This is a genomic window from Tenuifilum sp. 4138str (assembly GCF_041102575.1).
Lineage (GTDB): Bacteria > Bacteroidota > Bacteroidia > Bacteroidales > Tenuifilaceae > Tenuifilum > Tenuifilum osseticum.
The window spans coordinates 148,771-166,726 of the sequence record NZ_JBGCUE010000005.1 but is presented as its reverse complement, the minus strand read 5'-3'; the positions used below and the strand labels follow the sequence as shown (position 1 = coordinate 166,726).

Annotated in this window: 13 protein-coding genes; 7 read left to right on the top strand and 6 right to left on the bottom strand. The window is 41.7% G+C overall.

What is annotated here, in order from left to right:
• The first annotated feature begins 1 nt into the window (after position 1).
• On the top strand, positions 2 to 1,078 hold the full coding sequence (locus AB6811_RS06985) for a VOC family protein (protein WP_369489727.1): 1,077 nt from the start codon (positions 2 to 4) through the stop codon (positions 1,076 to 1,078).
• Between the two features lie 629 nt (positions 1,079 to 1,707).
• On the top strand, positions 1,708 to 3,879 hold the full coding sequence (locus tag AB6811_RS06980; protein WP_369489726.1) for a CotH kinase family protein: 2,172 nt from the start codon (positions 1,708 to 1,710) through the stop codon (positions 3,877 to 3,879).
• 8 nt (positions 3,880 to 3,887) lie between these two features.
• Here the strand turns inward: AB6811_RS06980 and AB6811_RS06975 are convergent, their stop codons facing one another.
• Together AB6811_RS06975 and prmC are read right to left on the bottom strand one after the other, a co-directional pair.
• Positions 3,888 to 4,379, bottom strand: coding sequence for a regulatory protein RecX (locus AB6811_RS06975; protein WP_369489725.1), 492 nt, complete (start codon positions 4,377 to 4,379; stop codon positions 3,888 to 3,890).
• On the bottom strand, positions 4,376 to 5,239 hold the full coding sequence (gene prmC, locus AB6811_RS06970) for a peptide chain release factor N(5)-glutamine methyltransferase (protein ID WP_369489724.1): 864 nt from the start codon (positions 5,237 to 5,239) through the stop codon (positions 4,376 to 4,378). The genes AB6811_RS06975 and prmC overlap by 4 nt, the downstream gene beginning before the upstream one ends.
• Before the next feature lie 40 nt (positions 5,240 to 5,279).
• On the opposite strand from prmC, the gene ribD reads away from it, so the two are divergent.
• Both ribD and AB6811_RS06960 read left to right on the top strand, forming a co-directional pair.
• A complete protein-coding gene (ribD, locus tag AB6811_RS06965) occupies positions 5,280 to 6,359 on the top strand; it encodes a bifunctional diaminohydroxyphosphoribosylaminopyrimidine deaminase/5-amino-6-(5-phosphoribosylamino)uracil reductase RibD (protein WP_369489723.1) in 1,080 nt (359 codons plus the stop codon).
• Between the two features lie 167 nt (positions 6,360 to 6,526).
• Positions 6,527 to 7,999 carry a S41 family peptidase gene (locus tag AB6811_RS06960; RefSeq protein WP_369489722.1) on the top strand — a complete coding sequence of 491 codons (1,473 nt, stop codon included), beginning with the start codon at positions 6,527 to 6,529 and terminating at the stop codon, positions 7,997 to 7,999.
• Positions 8,000 to 8,447: 448 nt separating this feature from the next.
• Here AB6811_RS06960 and AB6811_RS06955 read toward each other — a convergent pair whose 3' ends face one another.
• The 3 genes from AB6811_RS06955 to dnaE all read right to left on the bottom strand — a co-directional run bounded on the left by AB6811_RS06955 (position 8,448) and on the right by dnaE (position 13,110).
• Positions 8,448 to 9,023 (bottom strand): LOG family protein, encoded by a 576-nt coding sequence (locus AB6811_RS06955; protein WP_369489721.1) that lies wholly within the window; start codon positions 9,021 to 9,023, stop codon positions 8,448 to 8,450.
• 65 nt (positions 9,024 to 9,088) lie between these two features.
• Entirely contained in the window at positions 9,089 to 9,406 is a 318-nt protein-coding gene (gene trxA, locus AB6811_RS06950) for a thioredoxin (protein ID WP_369489720.1), read from the bottom strand.
• Positions 9,407 to 9,480: 74 nt separating this feature from the next.
• A complete protein-coding gene (dnaE, locus tag AB6811_RS06945; protein WP_369489719.1) occupies positions 9,481 to 13,110 on the bottom strand; it encodes a DNA polymerase III subunit alpha in 3,630 nt (1,209 codons plus the stop codon).
• Positions 13,111 to 13,963: 853 nt separating this feature from the next.
• Between dnaE and AB6811_RS06940 the strand changes: the two genes are divergently transcribed.
• The 3 genes from AB6811_RS06940 (at position 13,964) to AB6811_RS06930 (ending at position 16,493) form a co-directional block, all read left to right on the top strand.
• On the top strand, positions 13,964 to 14,224 hold the full coding sequence (locus tag AB6811_RS06940) for a hypothetical protein (protein ID WP_369489718.1): 261 nt from the start codon (positions 13,964 to 13,966) through the stop codon (positions 14,222 to 14,224).
• An 89-nt stretch (positions 14,225 to 14,313) separates the two neighbouring features.
• On the top strand, positions 14,314 to 15,396 hold the full coding sequence (locus AB6811_RS06935) for a hypothetical protein (protein WP_369489717.1): 1,083 nt from the start codon (positions 14,314 to 14,316) through the stop codon (positions 15,394 to 15,396).
• A 341-nt stretch (positions 15,397 to 15,737) separates the two neighbouring features.
• The gene (locus AB6811_RS06930) at positions 15,738 to 16,493 is read left to right on the top strand and encodes a hypothetical protein (protein WP_369489716.1); all 756 of its coding nucleotides are present in this window, start codon (positions 15,738 to 15,740) and stop codon (positions 16,491 to 16,493) included.
• 93 nt (positions 16,494 to 16,586) lie between these two features.
• Here AB6811_RS06930 and ltrA read toward each other — a convergent pair whose 3' ends face one another.
• Positions 16,587 to 17,846: a group II intron reverse transcriptase/maturase gene (gene ltrA, locus AB6811_RS06925; protein ID WP_369489715.1), complete on the bottom strand. Its 1,260-nt coding sequence runs from the start codon at positions 17,844 to 17,846 to the stop codon at positions 16,587 to 16,589.
• Positions 17,847 to 17,956: the final 110 nt, after the last annotated feature.

Sequence of the window (17,956 nt, the reverse complement as noted above, 5' to 3'; positions counted from 1 at the left end):
TATGTCGAAAATTATATACGGTATCCAACAGGTTGGGATAGGGATATCAAACCTCTCTGAGGCATGGAAATGGTACAAGGAGCATCTGGGTTTTGATATTCGAATTTTTGAGGATAATACTGTGGCTGAGCTTATGCTCCCCTATACGGGTGGACAACCTCAACAGCGCCACGCTGCCCTTGCTCTAAACATGCAAGGTGGTGGTGGATTCGAAATATGGCAGTATAAGGGCCGAACTCCACTTATGCCAGAATTTCAGGTATTGCTTGGCGATAAAGGGATCTTTGCAGCAAAAATCAAATGTCCCAATGTAAAAAAAGCCTATGAGTACTTTGAAAGCATGGGTGTTCCTGTTAGCCAGCTTGCGGTAAATCCAAATGGCGATGAGCATTTTTTTATTAAAGATCCATTTGGTAATTTCTTTGAAATATACAGCCACAGCTACATTTTCAAGGACGAGAAAAAGCCTGTTTCTGGGGTTGGTGGAGCAATTATTGGCGTTAGCGATATTGAAAACGCCCTTAAGGTTTACCGTGATATCCTGGGATACGATACGGTTTTATACGACAAATCAGGAAATTTTGATGATGTAGCAGAACTCCCAGGAGGCAAGGGAAACTTCCGTAGAATGCTACTCACCCACTCCGAAAACCGAAAAGGCAGCTTCAGCAATTTCTTTGGTAAATCGGAAATAGAACTGGTTCAGGCACTCGATCGCGAACCCAACAAAATATTCAAAAACCGTTTCTGGGGCGATTTAGGGTTTATTCACCTGTGTTTTGACATGAAAAACATGAACGACCTGGAAAATGAATGCGTAGCTAAGGGTTTCCCGTTCACTGTAAACTCCAACGTAAAGCACAACGAAAAGGGTAGCTTTGACATGGGTGAAGCTGCCGGTCATTTCTCATACATTGAGGATCCCGATGGAACTCTCATTGAATTTGTTGAAACTCACCGTCTGCCCCTCATTAAGTCCTTGGGCATACAGCTTAATATGGATAAACGTGACCCACATAAACCAATTCCTAATTGGATTACAAAGCTGTTAAGCCTAAAAAGAGTAAAGAATTTGTAGAAATATAAGGCTACCCTCAAGGTAGCCTTACTTTTATTCCATTCGGAGTTTTTAAGGAAGCAATACACTTTTGCCAGCATGAATAATTGCAAAATTCTTAAACCGAGATTAGTGAATAGAAACACAAAAAAACATGTAAATAGCTTTTTTCTATTGGCTTACAAAGGCAATCCCAACTCTAAAAATATTACTGCGTCCATTATTTTATTAGCCCGGTTGAATTTGTTAATTCAAAATACTTTGCCTTAGCTGTTCACTTTTAACTATTCCTCTAACTTCCTCTAACTCCATCATATTCAAAATTCTTCCTTTAACTTTTAATGGCTCACGGTTCACGGCTCACCGTTCACGTTTAACGAACTAAAAATTCCTCTAACTTCCTCTAACTCCATCATATTCTGCCTATTCCGCCTCATTTCCGCCTAAAATCACACATTTAACTGTTCACTTTTCACTTTTCACAATTCCTCTAACTTCATCTAACTCCATCATATTCTGTCTATACCGATTCATTCCTCCTCATTCCATTAACAATGTTTCTATCTCCCCATTTTTTAGCTACATCATTTCTTTCATAGCAACTATTGGCTTAATCCTTTTTGTATTTTTGACGGTTAAGTTTTTGTTAAATGCGCATAAATTCTATTCTTTCAATTTTCCTTTTGGTACAGAGTGCCTATTCTCAAACCATTAATCACTGGGAAACAGCCATTTTTGCCAGCGATACCTGGCGGTATAGGGTAAACCAAACCACAACCCCAACAGGATGGACACTACACAGCTATGATGATAGTCAATGGCCTCAAGGGCCTGGTGGCTTTGGGTACGGCGATAACGACGATGCCACAGTTGTTCCCAGCTGCATATCGGTAAGCATCAGAACTACCTTTATTGTTTCCGATGTTGATGAAATAGCAATGGCCGTGCTAAGTGTCGATTACGACGATGCCTTTATTGCATGGATTAATGGAGTTGAAGTTGCACGCTCGGCAGGTTTACAGGGAGTAAACGTAAACTGGGATACACCATCATCGGAAAATAGAGAGGCTATGATGTACACCGGTGGAAATCCCACCGATTTTTTGATAAAAAAAGATGTTCTGAGCAACGCACTAAGGAGCGGTTTGAATGTTTTGGCCATAGAGGTTCACAACACGGGTATCAATTCATCGGATTTGAGTATCATTCCTTTTTTATCGTTTGGTATCACGGTGAATAACACTTACTATCGCCCTACACCGGAGTGGTTTAACCCACCCGTAACCTCGCTTAGCAGCAATTTGCCCATAGTGATTATTGATACCCAAGGCCAAGCCATTCAATCCGACAACGAAATAGTGGCAACCATGAAAGTTGTTGATAAGCAAAGCCCCCCTAACAGTATAGCCGATAACGATTTTACCTACAATGGTACTATTCATCTTGAGTACCGTGGCCAATCGTCGCTATGGAACGACTGGCCAAAGAAAAGTTACAATGTGGAGCTAATTAACGTACTGGGCGAAAACATTGACTCTGCCCTGATGGGAATGCCCCCTGGCAACGACTGGGCACTTTACGGGCCTTACAACGATAAATCGCTCATTCGTAACGCTCTTGCATACGAAATTGGTAGGCGCATGGGGCGCTATGCTCCCAGAACGGCTTTCTGTGAGCTAATCCTCAACGAACAGTATGCCGGCCTATACCTTCTTATTGAGAAAGTTCGTCGCGATAAAAACCGCGTGAATATTGCTAAACTTACCCAAAACGATATTTCAGGCGATGATTTAACTGGTGGCTACATAGTTAAAATTGATAAGGGTGATTTTGATGAGTTCGGTTGGGCATCGCCCTATACACACAACGGAAAGCCCATTAACTTCCTTTGGCACTACCCTAAACCAGAGAATATCCTACCGGTTCAAAAGAATTATATCCGTAACTACATCACCACCTTTGAGAATACCCTAAACTCATCGTACTGGAACGACCCTTTCCTTGGCTACTACCGCTACGTTAATATGGCATCGGCTGTTGATTACTTTTTGGTTAATGAATTATCAAAAAACATTGATGCCTACCGCATAAGCACTTTCCTGTACAAGGATAAGGATAGTAAGGGAGGAAAGTTAACCTTAGGCCCAATGTGGGATTACGACCTTACCTTTGGCAATGCCAACTACTACAGTGGCGACTCGCCACAGGGTTGGGTTTACAAATCGATTAGCGCCGACGATTACTACCAACCTCCCTTTTGGTGGGATAAGTTTACCACCGACGATAAGTTCAACAATATGGCTCGATGCCGATGGGAAGAGCTTAAAAGTAGTGGATTACTAACCCGTACCGGTGTCCATGCCATTATCGATAGCATGACAACGCTAATACAAGATGCCAGAATACGAAACTACAATACCTTCAACTCACTTGGTGTATGGGTTTGGCCTAATGCATTTGTTGGAAGTACGTACGAGCAGGAGGTCAACTACCTGAAAAATTTCGTCTCCAGCCGGTTGCTTTGGCTTGATGCTAACCTACCCGGGGTATGCAAGGACGAGCCTAATCCAATTATGATCTCAGCAATACCCAATCCGTTCAATGAATACTTCGATCTAAGGGTAATACTACCCGAAGCAGGTCAAATCACCCTAAAGCTTACATCCATTTCCGGATCAGTGGTTTGGCAAATGAGCGAAAATGCAACCCTAACGTCGTTTGTGTACCGATATCAGGCCCAGGATTTGCAGAAAGGGATTTACATACTCACAGCATACCTCAATGGTAAGTATCTTGGCGCGGTTAAGGTGATTAAGGGCTAATAAGGTTTTTACTCCTCAGCTCCAAGCAAACGGTTAACCGTATCAATCACTTCGTCCAGGGCAAAGCCCCGCGAAGCGCCAAACCGAATTAGCTTATTACGCAAGTCGAACCTGTTTTTAGCCTTTACCTGGGGCATTTTCTTGTTAAGGAGGTCAAAAAGATTAATCGGATTTTCGGAATAGCTCAGCTCATTAAGGGCCTGATCGATTATATCCTTTGCAATGCCCTTTGAAGCAAGCATTGCTCTAAGCTTTAGTGGCCCCCATTTGTTTATTCGGCTTTTTTCCCTAACGTAAAGCCGGGCAAAGCGGTTATCGTCCACATACCCATCGGATGAGAGCTTGCCAACAATTTTATCAATTTCTGCTTGAGCAAAACCCCACTGCTTAAGCTTTTGCACCAAATCGTGAGTGCATTTCTCCTGTCGAGCACAAAGGTACTGTAACCGCTCCATGGCCTTTTGGGGAGTTAACGCTTTATGGTTTTCGCCTTTAATCATGGGTTACACTTTTGGGCTTTTACAAATCGGGGTTTGCCTCTAAAATCGTCAATCAGCAAAACATTACCAAATCCTAATGATTTTAAAAGGTTAACAATCTCTGAACCGAGAGCCTCATTAATCTCAAACCAAAGCCAGCCCGAAGTTTCCAAACACCTAACGGAGTGTAGGGCTATTGCTCGGTAGAACTTTAAGGGGTCGGAATCGGGGACAAACAGAGCAATGTGCGGCTCAAAGTCCAGTACATTCCTGTTCATTAGCACCTTTTCCGAATCCCTAATGTAGGGCGGATTGCTAACAATGATATCGAAGGTATAACCGTCGAGCACTGTGGGTTGTAAAATATCACCATGAAAAAAATTCACATTCAAATTATTTGATTTTGCATTGTGCTGCGCCACATCAAGGGCATCGGTGGAAATATCGATTGCGGTAACGCTTGCATCGGGAATATGCTTTGCTAAAGCAAGGGCAATACAACCGCTTCCTGTTCCTACATCAAGAATTCTTGGGGCAACAATCCTATTCTCCTTCACAATTAACGACACCAGCTCTTCGGTTTCGGGGCGCGGAATAAGAACCGAGGGCGTAACCTTTAAAACCAAGTCGGAAAAGTAAGCCAAACCAATGGCGTATTGCAATGGCTTACCGCTTATGAGTTCAGAAATGATTCGTTCAACCTCTTGAACATCCTCGTGCTTAACCTCATGATGCTTGTTTATAAACACTTGATGGTATGGAACATTTAACACCGCCTCTGCTATGTACTTTTTTATGGTGTGTAGTTCGTTCTCATTGAAACTTCCACTAAGACTCCTGGAAACATGATTAAGTATACCGCTAAGGGTGATATGCTCCATAAAATTGCTTAACTTTGTGTAAAACAAAATTACATTTTTTATGGAGAATGCCGATGTTCACCGTAAATACATGGCCCGATGCCTTGAACTTGCCTTGGGTGGGCAAGGTAATGTTGCACCAAATCCTATGGTTGGTGCTGTTATTGTTCATAATAACCAAATAATTGGAGAGGGTTTTCACGCCATGTACGGGCAAGCCCATGCTGAGGTGAATGCAATTAATTCGGTTCAGAACAAGGAGTTACTCAAAGAATCAACACTATACGTTTCGCTTGAGCCATGCTCACACTATGGCAAAACCCCACCCTGCACCGACAGGATTGTTGAATACGAAATTCCCCGCGTGGTGATTGCCACCACCGACCCTAACCCCAAGGTAGCCGGAAGGGGGATTGAGATACTTAGACAAAACGGCAAGGAAGTTATAGTAGGTGTACTGGAGAACGAGGCCATTGAGCTTAATAGACGGTTTATTACCTTCCATACCAAGAACCGACCCTATGTAATTTTGAAATGGGCTCAAACCATGGATGGTTTTATTGATAAAAAGAGGGAACCCAATGAACCTGTAGGCTCAAACTGGATAACCAATGAGCTGGCACGTTCACTTGTTCACCGCTGGCGCAGCGAGGAACAGGCTGTGCTTGTTGGAACTAACACGGTGGAAAAGGATAATCCCCAGCTTAACGTACGGAACTGGAGTGGACGTTCACCAATACGCGTGGTTGTTGACCGCAAGTTGCGCTTGCCCCTTAACTCCAATGTGTTTGATGGAAGCCAGCCAACCCTACTTGTTACCGGAAACAATAGTAGCGCTTTGGCCCGAAAAAGTGAGTTTACAGGAATCGATAATCTGGAGATTATAACCATTGACTTTGTAAAAGGCGTAGAGGCTCAAATACTTAAGGAATTAGCAGAAAGGGAAATACTTTCAGTAATAATTGAGGGCGGAGCAATGCTACTCAACAGCTTTATACAGAAAAACCTTTGGGACGAAGCCCGAATGTTTGTGGGCAATAAGTTCTTTGGCGAAGGGGTTAAAGCCCCTACCCTCAAGGGTAAAATGGTATCGTACGATGAAATTGGCGATAGCAGGCTGTTTGTGTATAGGAACGAGTAAATAATAATAACGAATTGCTCTGTATTAAAAAAAGTTACTTCGCTAAATTAACAGTTTAATTGCATTATTCAACTAAAGTAAAATAGACAAATGAAATAATTACAAAGTAATTACTACAACTAAAACTAAAACTAAAACAAACCTAACAACTTAAATCTTAAAGCATTATGAACAGAATTATTTTTTCAAAGCTAATTTTGATTTTGTATTCAATCATTTTCAGCTTTACCATTAAGAGCTATGGGCAGAAACAAGATTATTCTAAAAATGAAGTTATTAAAGTTTTGGATGAAATTCGATCGTCAATTGAAGTAGTTCATCCGAATCCATACCATAGCACAAGTAAACAAAACATAGATTCAATACAAAAGTCATTGGTTCAAAATTTACCCGATCAATTATCTGAGATTGAACTTTATAAAGTGCTACTGCCGATAGTTAATTCATTTAACGATGGCCATATACAACTTCCCTGCCCCTTTGGTAAATACTTGAATAAAGGCTTAAACAATGGTAAAGGACTCTTTCCCTTTACCCTATACCAAAATAATGATGATGTATTTATAAAAATTTCCGTTTTTGATGAAATAGTTAAGCCAGGTTATCAGTTAGTTTCTATCGACAATAAAAGCATTGGAAGTATTATTGATGATTATTCCAGATATAAACATAGCGACAACTTGGTCATCAGAAAAAGTAAAGTGGTTGATGATTTTACTGCTCTTGATTTCTTTGCTAACAGGGGAAAGGATTCGTATCTAATAGGATATAAAAGAAGTAAAAATGATTCGGTTCAATTTTGTACTATTAACTCAGCTAAAATTAAGGATATTATTAAATTTAATCGATCATACAAGCCTAATAATACCGAATATTTTTCGAATTCAATCATCAAACTCCCAAATTTAATTTATCTGCAGTTACATCCAAGTAAAAACGTTGCTTTGCTAACATTGCCTTCGTTCGACATTAGTAAAGATCAAGAATTGGTATATAAGGAAAAGATTGACTCAGTATTTAGTATTCTTAATGCAAGAAAAATAGATACTTTGCTAATAGACATTCGGAATAATGAAGGGGGAAGGGATTACCCAAGTTTATGTATTCTTGATTACATTGCAACAAATGATTATAGTATGGGGAAAGCTTATTTAAAAAGAAGTTTGCATCAAAAGAAATTATACGAAGAAATCCTAAAGGAAGAACTCTCTGATAGTTCATACCTTAAAAGTCCAGAATATAATAATTACTTTTTAACTAATGATGGCAGCATAGTTGAATTAGATAGTTCAGCTATTAAAGTTAAGAATAGGGTTAAATACAATGGTAAAGTATTTGTTTTAATAGGGAGTAAAACATTCTCTGCAGCATTGACATTTGCATCTACTTGTAAGTGTTATAATTTTGCAACCCTTATAGGAGAAGAAACGTTTGGTCGGACTTCAACATACACATCTCTTGTTCCCATTCAATTATCTATACCAAACATAACATTAATGGTAGCTCACCGAATGGTTAAAAACGCCTGCAGTCAAGGGTTTAATTATGGGCTCACGCCAGATATTGAAATTAAAAGAACTCATGATGATTATCTTAATGGAAAAGATAGCGTTATTGAGTATTTTTTGAATGTAAATTAATGTTGATTAAAAATCAGTATTAATATCCTTTTTTACTACTGTTCCAAACCTAATACAAAAAAAATACTAGCCAATTAATGACTAGTATTTTTTTGTTTTTATTGACTATTCGTCTCTAAAAATGTTACTGCGTTCCTATTTTTTATCAGACTGGTAAAACTTTATATTTCAAGGTATAAGATTTAGCTATCCCATATTCCTCTAACTCCCTCATATTTTGAATTTCCTAATCATTCTGAATCATTTCCACTCAAAATCTCGTGTTTTACTTTATAAAGCCTACTGTTCACGTTTAACGAACTAAAATTCCTCTAACTTCCTCTAACTCCATCATATTCTATTTATTCCGATTCATTCCGATTCATTCCTCTAGAAATTAGCCCGGTTGAATTTTTTAACTCATGAAACTACTATTATACATGAACTAATTGTAATAGTTAATAGCCATTTATACCGCCGCAAAGTTAATTGCATCGGAATCCCAATGGGGAGCATTTAGTATTGCCGGTATTACTTCCTCCGGATTATCAACAAACTGCCAGATGGCATTATGCTCATCACGCATGAATCGTTCATCAATCATCTTTTGGAGCATCTCCTTAAGGTGGTAGTAGAAATTGTCAGTGTTCAGTATTACAATAGGTTTGGTAAACTTACCAAGCCGTTTAAGGGTTATAACCTCCATGAGTTCCTCAAGTGTTCCACAACCGCCAGGCAGGGCTACAACCGCATCAACATCCTGAATAAGCAGCTTTTTACGCTCATGCATATCCTTAACCAGTATGAGCTGGGTAAGGTTCTTATGCCCCCACTCCACCTTCTCCATGAAACGGGGTAAAACGCCAATTACTTTACCACCATGCTCTAATGCGGTATCGGCAATGCAGCCCATAAGCCCATGGGAGCCGCCACCGTAAACAATTGTTACATTTTTGGCCACAAGCTCTTTGGCTAAAACTTTAGTCGCCTCAAAGTACTTGGCATCTACCTTTGAGCTGGAAGCACAGTAAACACAAACTCGCATAGCTATCAAATTAAAAAAACTAAAGCCGGGTAAAGCACACCCGGCTTGTATGGTGATTGAAATACTTACAGTAATGCCTCGAGCTTAGCAACAAGAGCGCTCTTGGGTACAGCGCCTACCTGTTTATCGACCATTTGCCCGTTCTTAAAGAATAAAACGGTAGGAATATTGCGAATACCATAGCGTGCGGCAATTCCTGGGTTGCTGTCAACATCAACCTTTGCTACCACTGCCTTATCCTTATACTCCTCAGCCATTTGCTCAACGTAAGGAGCAATCATACGGCAGGGCCCACACCACTCTGCCCAAAAATCAACCATTGCGGGTTTTCCGGAGTTGAGCACAAGCTCATCAAAATTTGCGTCAGTTACTGCTAATGCCATAGTTTATATGTTTTAAGTTAGATTTGTCGATATCAAAACAATTACAAATTTAAACCAAAAATTTGATAAAAGGTTTACTCCATGGCAACTTTGTAGTTAATCTCGCTATCGTTAAGGTAATCAATAAAATCCTGAGTTATGTTTACGCGGTAAGCCCTGGAGAACAAATCCACAGCAACCTGGTACTCCGGATCGTAAACCTTAAATTTTAGGGTGATATTAGCCTTATCGCGTTGCACATACTTCAAAATATCGTCAATAAAAATATCGTTAATCTCATCGAGGGGAAGGTTAAGCGTAATGCTCTTTATCATCTTTTCGCGCACATCATAAAGCATGTTAATTGACTTGATGTGTAACTCAAGCTCCTCGGGCTTATAGGTTTTAGGCTGAACCTTACCCCTGACCATGATGTAGTAGCCGTTAAAGCAAAAGTTCCGGTAGCTCTCAAAGTCCTTACCAAAGAGCATGATATCCATGGAATCGGTGTAATCTTCAAGGGTTATGCGCCCATACTGTTTCCCATTTTTAGCAGTATCGATACGCGAGGCTATGGTCATGCCGGCAATGGTTACATCCCTGTCGCGATACTGCTCCATGTTGGCCTTAAGGTCGGCAATGGACACATTGCAAAGGCTTTCAATTTCAAAACGGAACTCATCGAGCGGATGGGCTGAAAGGTAGATACCTATCACCTCCTTTTCCTTGTTCAGCTTTTCAATGGTTGGCCATGGGTCTGCCTTGGGCGGTGCAGGTTTAGGAACCTCAAAGCCGGGAACCGACCCAAAAAGCGATTGCTGGGTACTATTCTTTTCCGATTGTACCTTTATTCCGTAGCGCATAAGCTGCTCAAGGTACGATACACCCTTAGCATCAACTGCCAATAGTACACTGCGGTCAAAATCAATAAGATTATCAAAGGCGCCGGCAACTGCAAGAACCTCAAGATTCTTCTTATTTACAGTTTGTAGGTTTACCCGTTCAAAGAAATCGAAGATATTCTTGTACTTCCCCCCTTTAGCTCTTATTTCAATGATGTTTTGTGCTGCATTCTCTCCCATCCCTTTAATAGCGCCTAAACCAAAACGGATATCGCCGTTTGGCATAACGGCAAACTTAATCTGGCTTTCATTCACATCGGGACCAAGCACCTGAATACCCATGCGGCGGCACTCGTCCATAAAAGTGGTAATCTTTTTGATATCGGAAAGGTTACGGCTAAGCACGGCAGCCATGAACTGGCTCGGGAAGTGTGCCTTTAGGTAAGCGGTTTGGTAGGCAACGTATGCGTAGCAGGTTGAGTGCGACTTGTTAAACGCATACTCAGCAAACGATTCCCAGTCGGACCATATTTTTTCAACAATCTTTTTATCGTATCCCTTACTTAGGCAACCCTCAATAAATTTCTCCTTAAGCTCATCCATCACCTTTTTGAGCTTTTTACCCATTGCCTTACGCAGGGCGTCGGCCTGACCCTTTGAAAAGCCTGCAAGCTTTTGCGACAAAAGCATCACCTGCTCCTGGTAAACGGTGATACCATAGGTATCCTTAAGCACCTCCTCCATCTCGGGGATATCGTAAACAATAGGTTCACGGCCGTGCTTTCGGTTAACAAAGCTTGGAATGTAATCCATGGGGCCCGGGCGGTAAAGGGCGTTCATGGCTATAAGATCCTCAAAGCGGTTGGGCTGCAGGGCGCGCATGTACTTTTTCATCCCGGGCGACTCGAACTGGAAGATGGCAGTGGTTTCGCCTCGCGAGAAAAGCTCAAAGGTTTTGGAATCGTCAAGCGGTATGGAGTCGATATCAACCTTTTTGCCTGTTGATTGCTCAATAAGCTGAAGGGTATCCTTAATTATGGACAGGGTTTTCAACCCAAGGAAGTCCATTTTGAGCAAACCAATGTCCTCCACTTGAGTGCCTTCGTACTGGGTAACAAATAGCTTTGCATCGGAGTTTGTGCAGAGTGGAATGTATTCCTCAAGGTCATCGCGGCCAATGATAATACCGCAGGCGTGCACTCCGGTTTGGCGCACTGTACCCTCTAAAACCTGAGCGTGCCTAAGGGTTTGACGAATTAACGGGTTTTCGGATTTGGTCTCCTTTTCAAGCTCAGGCACCTCCTCAAAAGCTTTTTTTAGGGTGATATTTGGGCGCTCAGGAACCATTTTGGCCAACCTGTCGGCAACTGGCAGTTCCACTTCAAGCGTTCGGGCCACGTCCTTGATGGACGATTTGGCAGCCATTGTACCAAAGGTTACAATATGCGCCACGCGCTTGGCTCCATACTTGTTAACAACATACTGAAGCACATCCTCGCGCCCGTCTTCATCAAAGTCGATATCGATATCGGGCATTGAAACACGCTCCGGGTTTAGGAAACGCTCAAACAGCAGGTCGTACTTAATGGGGTCGATATCGGTAATGCGTAAGCAGTAGGCCACTGCTGAACCGGCAGCAGAACCCCTACCGGGCCCAACTGATACCCCCATATCGCGAGCAGCCTTAATGAAGTCCCAAACTATAAGGAAGTAGCTGGGGTATCCCATTCGGGCAATTACTCCCAGCTCAAACTCCAAACGCTCAACAATGGTATCGCTTAGGTTCTCGCCCCAACGTTGCTTTGCCCCTTCGTAGGTGAGGTAGCGGAGGTAATCGTTATCGTCAGTAAACCCATCGGGTAAGGGAAAATAAGGCATAATAGGTTTACTGGATATATCGTAAACCTCAACCTTTTGGTAAATTTCCATGGTATTGCTTATGGCCTCGGGACAGTTGGGAAAAAGTTCCAGCATCTCCTCCTCGCTTTTCAGGTACTCCTGAAAGGTGTAGCGCATTCGGTTTGTTTCGCTTAGCTTTTTACCGGTGTTGAGGCAAATAAGGATATCGTGAGCTGATGCATCGTCGGCCAACACAAAATGCACATCGTTGGTTGCAATGCACTTAACTCCCGTCTTTTTCGATAGCTCAATAAGCGCCTCGTTTACCTTTAGCTGGTTCTCGTAAACCTCATAATCAATTCGGGGCTCACCCGACTTATGCAGCATGAGTTCAAGGTAAAAATCGTCGCCAAAAATCTCCTTATACTCATAAATGAGCCTTTCGGCCTCATCGATATTACCATTCAGAATGGCCTGAGGAATTTCGCCTCCCAAACAAGCGCTTGAGGCAATAATTCCCTTGCTGTACTTGCGAAGCAGTTCCTTATCGATACGGGGTTTGTAGTAAAAACCCTCGGTATAGCCATAGCTAACCAATTTCATAAGGTTATGGTAACCCTCCTTGTTCTTGGCAAGCAGAATAAGGTGGTAGTTATGCCTATCCTCTTTATCGGTTCTATCGAAACGGCTTTTTTTGGCAATGTATGTTTCACAGCCAACAATGGGCTTAAAAAGCTTGGCTTGTGCCTCCTTAAGCTTCAACCTAAGCTCCTCCAACCCGGCAGGGTTACCTCCGCCACGTTCAATTTCACCTTCGGCGTTCTCAATATCGCACTTAAGCTGTTTTATTTCGTCGTTTACCTTGCCGTTTACCATGCTTACCTTTGATAGGAACTCCTTTACCCCAAACATGTTACCATGGTCAGTAAGGGCAATGCCGGGCATTCCCAGCTCCAAGGCACGTGAAATTAGCTTGTCAATACTCGATGCCCCATCGAGGATTGAGTAATGGCTATGAACATGAAGATGAACAAACTGGCCCATTTACCTGTGTATTGAATTAATATCTACCTGATTACTTGCAAAATAGCACTTAAACCTTACATGCGAAGTTAACCAAATAACCCCACTTACCCGTGAATGGAATAGCGTAATTATTGAATTTTTTATCAACAATTTTATGCAGTTAAACTCATATTACTAAGTATCAATAAAAAAATGGTTGAAAAAGAAGAAATATTAGTAACCAAGTGTGAAAAACAGCTAAATTGATGACGTTTTAAAAAGGCATTTCATGTTCTACCTTCTCACTTATTATTGACCTTTAATAAAAAACACCATGAAACACCCATGTAAGGCAACTTATACAAACACGGATGAACAAAGTATGGGTGTTCCATCCGCTCGATAAAGTTTGTTGAAAACAAGAGAGTAACGAGTTAGTAATTAATAATCAATGTAGTTTAGTTAACAAACATAAACATGCTTGTCATCCTGAGCGGCCTGTCCCGCCCTAGCGGGGAGCGAAGGATCTCTAATCGGCCCCATGAGATGTTTCGCTTGCGCTCAATATGACAATAGTTTCACGAACAACGAGTAACAGCAAGTATCATAGAGTTACACAATGTAACACGGTGTTACACAGAGCGTGTGACGTGATATTCTCGAACATCGATTCACAAATAGCGAACAACGCTTCCAGCCCCGTAGGGGCGAAATATTTGTAACCCTATGAATACTCCCATATGTAAGGCGATGCACGCAACACCTTTTCCAAAGAGCAACACTGAAGCCTTGCATCGCAAAGGAAAAGCATTACAAAGAGCTATTTAAACGTTCTTTCTTGTCTTGATACAAGAAAGAACCAAAGAAAATCAAGGCTGAAAAGCCCGACCCGATGGGTACCCCGTGGGTGGAACTGCCACGCGATACAATTCGCCACGCCTGTAGCGTGGCTCATATGGTATCGCTTACTAAGCCCACCGCCATGTTCCACCCCCGACCCATTGTCGGGTCTGGCTTTTATGCCTTTATTTGCTTCTTCCACTCCAAACTCTCTCAGGGAAAACGACTGGGTGTGAGGTCGTTTCCCACGAACAACGAGCAACTTACACGAATAACCTCATTTGTCATCCTGAGCGTAGCGAAGGATCTCTAATCGACCCATTGAGATGTTTCGCTTGAGTGCAACATGACAAATAACCTTAACTAAACAACATTGAATTAATAAATAAATATTTTGTACGGATGAAAAAGTATGTTTTTTTTCTAATCCTGATGTTTGCAATTACGATGCAACTCTTAGCCAGCTCTAACGATACAATACCAGCCTTTATTGGGATTTGGTATACTCCCAAAATGAACTGGTATGTTAATTTCATTCAGCATAAGGCCATAGGTAAACCCCTTGAGGTTGATTTCAACACCTCATCGATGATGAGCGTTGAGGGGAATTTTGGCATACGGCGTATTGGTTTGCGACTGGGTTTAAATGCGCAGTTCGAGAATAACGCAATTAGCAAAGCATACCGTTGGGGGGGATACCTTGGGTTCAAGGGCTACTGGTTGAAGATTCAACGCTCCAACATCTCGGGTACGCTATACTGGACTGGTGAGTTACCACCTGGCGATTACCAGAGTCAGGCTGACTTTAACAATTCCTATTTCAATATAGATATCCTGAAAAATTTTAAAAAGAAAAGGTACGTTGATGGGAATTGGCAACGTGATGTCACTGACAATTCTGGATTTTACTGGGGATTTGGATATACATCAATGGGATTTCCCGTAGAGATTGCCACGCTAACCACCGAGGGTAACCTCCCTGACGACCTAAAGTTTGGCAAGCCTGCATACGACTCGCTCTATAAAATCAGATCGTTCAACTTAAGTGGTGGTTTTGATATGCTAAGGCAGCTATGCCAGGTTGGAGGCCGATATGGCCTGATACCAGGCCAACCTCCAATGAAACTGGCAGTTTATGCATCAACTGAGGACAGGATTGGTTTTGGGCCCGGTAAGCTTACCTCAAGAAGTATACAAATGGCTGAGGCCCTGAATCCAGGACGCACGGTTACCTCTTCATCGTTTTTTAATGTGAATGTGCACTACTTCCTCTCGGTAGGTTTTAGGTATTACATTAAATCGGGCCCATCGCTAATAGTTTTTGCAGCAGGATACGACTTTGAGGGAACCGCGTTTATACCCTTTGGCGCAAACACGCGGAAAAAGGAAGATTTGGGTTTGGATTTTTCAGGTGTTCTGCTAAACCACGGATTTACCTTTAAAATGTATATAGCCTTTGATAGGCGTTGGAACGACATGGAATAAAGAAGTGTACAGTGTGCAGTGTGCAGTGTACAGGGGAGATTGTGGTTAGTGTTTGGTTTTTGGTGTTTAGTGGTTGGTTAATCTAAAACTGTGTAAATCCAATAAATCAGCGAAATCTGCGTCCTATTAATCTCAAAATCTACCATTATCAAACATATCCATGTGTTAGGTAAAGTGGTTTACAAAAAATCATAAGACCATTTGATGAATTGTGAAAATATTTTACTTTTGTTTAAATAAACCTTACAAAAAGTACGGTTATACGCCCTAAATAGATGTATATAATTACTTTTGGTACGGTTATAAACGAGTTGGCAAACATGTTAAAAAACTACATACAAATGAAAAACATTACAAAAATCTTAATTACTATAATGGTTTTAACGAGTTGTTCAAACAAGACAGTTAACAATAATTGGAAAGGAGAATGGATTAGAAAAAAATGGAAAAGTAATGCAACCTTAGAGATTACTAAAGTAACTAGCGATTCTATTGATTTTTTTATTTTTGCACATAGTGGTGGACATACTGGAGAAATTGAAGGAAAAGCAAGTGTTGATGATACAATAGCTATATTTTCGAGTCAAGATGATATGGGAGAATTATGTACGATTGAATTTAGACTATTAAGTGATTCAATGATTTTGGTTAATCAAAAAGAAGGCAGTTGTTTTACTGGACTATCTGTCACTTATTCTGGAACATACATAAATTCAAAATTAATCACAAAAGAATTATCAAATAAACAAAACTTGATTAGCCTTGAAATATTAACATCACAAGAAGATTCAGCATTCAAAGAATTAGTTGGCAATTCGTATGATCTGTTTGTAAATTCTACTCAATTGGTTTCGCAATATAATGATATAGATAGTTTAAAAATGAAAGTTATTTCATCGGGAGTGCGAGGTATGTATACATATATGGAGAATATTATTATGGTGGATTCACTATATCGTTTTTGCGCTGCAGTTATTGATGACAATAAAATTCTATATTTCTCAAATATTGAAGAATTTAAGAATCAATTACCAAAGACAATAGAAAATTGGATGAAAAACTTTAAAGAATATGAGGTTATTTATAAGACAAAATAAAGTCGAGTAGGCAAGGGGGAATCACACCCCCAAGCCTCTCTCAGAACCGTACGTGAACCTCTCGATTCATACGGCTCTTCATGACGAAGACAATCAGGGCAAGTAGCCAAATTGCCAATGCACAAACAGGTAGGGATAGCGTTGCGCAATACCCCACAGGTATTTGTAGGCATTGTACCAATGGCGACGCCTGAATTTACGATACTTGTTGCGTATCCATTTCACCAAACGCATGTTAATGACTCGGAATAGTTTCCGCAGTTCGGACTTTCGGAACCTGGAGTAGTAGTTCACCCACCCTCTGATTTGGGGATTAAGCAGCTCTGCAATCTTGCTCAGCGGAAAGTGTACCCAGCGATGAATCTTTCGCTTGAATATCTCATCACTAATTCGGGCTATGTTCCGACTGCTGATGGCAGGGGAAAACCCCAGTTTCAGTTTGCCATTCATCATAGAGATGCGTGGCTTGAAGGTGAACCCTAGGAAGTCGAACTTCTGATAGTGAACCTTGAACGGGGGTTGGTTCTTTTGGTTTCGGCGACAGTACACGATTTTGGACTTCTCCCTGTTCAGTTCCAGCTTGCAGTCCTTCATGCGTTGCTTTATCGCCTCCAAGAGCCGTAACGCCTGCTTGAAATGTTGGCAGTGCACCACAATATCATCAGCGTACCGCTCAAAGGCTACATCAGGGTAGTGCTTCTCCATCCACTTGTCAAACACGATGTCGAGGAAGATGTTAGCCAGTATAGGGCTAATTACCCCGCCCTGTGGCGTACCCCTTCCCTCGCTCGGCTTGAGCGTTCCATCGGGGAGTTGGACAGGTGCTTTCAGCCAACGCTCGCAGTACAGCAGAGTATGCTTCTTGCTGGTGTAGTAACGTAAGCCTTTCATGAGCAACTCGTGGTCTATGTTATCGAAGAACCCTTTGATGTCCAGGTCAATAACCCAACTGTACTTCATACAGTTAATCCTGCACTGCCCTACGGCATCGTGTGCAGACCTGTTGGGGCGATACCCGAACGAGTTACGGCTGAAACGGTTATCGTTGTCATGCTCCAGCTCTGTTGCTATCACCTGTTGCGCTACCCTATCCGTCACGGTGGGTATCCCTAACGCCCTCTTCTTGCCGTTGGCTTTGGGAATTAGGCTCTGGCGGACAGGTTTGGGGAAGTAACTCCCGCTCGCCATCCTGTTCCATAGTGGGTACAGGTACTTGCGCTTGTTGCCCTCCACCTGTGCTGTGGTAATGCCATCAACACCAGCACTTCCGCCATTGGCTCTCGCACGTTTGAAAGCCTCTAGAACCTGCAACCTCGTTATCAGTTGCGTCTTTTGTTCTTCTACAAAAATCATCCTTAATGAAATTAAGTTGTTATACATACAAGAACCTGTCATGTGAAGCCCTTCGCTCGCGTAGGCATTACTTCCGCTCTCGTGGGTATGGTCGCTACTACGGCTTCATC

Coding starts and splice junctions, on each gene's coding strand:
- AB6811_RS06960 (WP_369489722.1), top strand. CDS start 6,527: ATGAACAGAATTATTTTTTCAAAGCTAATTTTGATTTTGTATTCAATC.
- trxA (WP_369489720.1), bottom strand. CDS start 9,406: ATGGCATTAGCAGTAACTGACGCAAATTTTGATGAGCTTGTGCTCAAC.
- prmC (WP_369489724.1), bottom strand. CDS start 5,239: ATGGAGCATATCACCCTTAGCGGTATACTTAATCATGTTTCCAGGAGT.
- AB6811_RS06955 (WP_369489721.1), bottom strand. CDS start 9,023: ATGCGAGTTTGTGTTTACTGTGCTTCCAGCTCAAAGGTAGATGCCAAG.
- ltrA (WP_369489715.1), bottom strand. CDS start 17,846: ATGATTTTTGTAGAAGAACAAAAGACGCAACTGATAACGAGGTTGCAG.
- AB6811_RS06940 (WP_369489718.1), top strand. CDS start 13,964: ATGGGTACCCCGTGGGTGGAACTGCCACGCGATACAATTCGCCACGCC.
- ribD (WP_369489723.1), top strand. CDS start 5,280: ATGGAGAATGCCGATGTTCACCGTAAATACATGGCCCGATGCCTTGAA.
- AB6811_RS06935 (WP_369489717.1), top strand. CDS start 14,314: ATGAAAAAGTATGTTTTTTTTCTAATCCTGATGTTTGCAATTACGATG.
- dnaE (WP_369489719.1), bottom strand. CDS start 13,110: ATGGGCCAGTTTGTTCATCTTCATGTTCATAGCCATTACTCAATCCTC.
- AB6811_RS06975 (WP_369489725.1), bottom strand. CDS start 4,379: ATGATTAAAGGCGAAAACCATAAAGCGTTAACTCCCCAAAAGGCCATG.
- AB6811_RS06980 (WP_369489726.1), top strand. CDS start 1,708: ATGCGCATAAATTCTATTCTTTCAATTTTCCTTTTGGTACAGAGTGCC.
- AB6811_RS06985 (WP_369489727.1), top strand. CDS start 2: ATGTCGAAAATTATATACGGTATCCAACAGGTTGGGATAGGGATATCA.
- AB6811_RS06930 (WP_369489716.1), top strand. CDS start 15,738: ATGAAAAACATTACAAAAATCTTAATTACTATAATGGTTTTAACGAGT.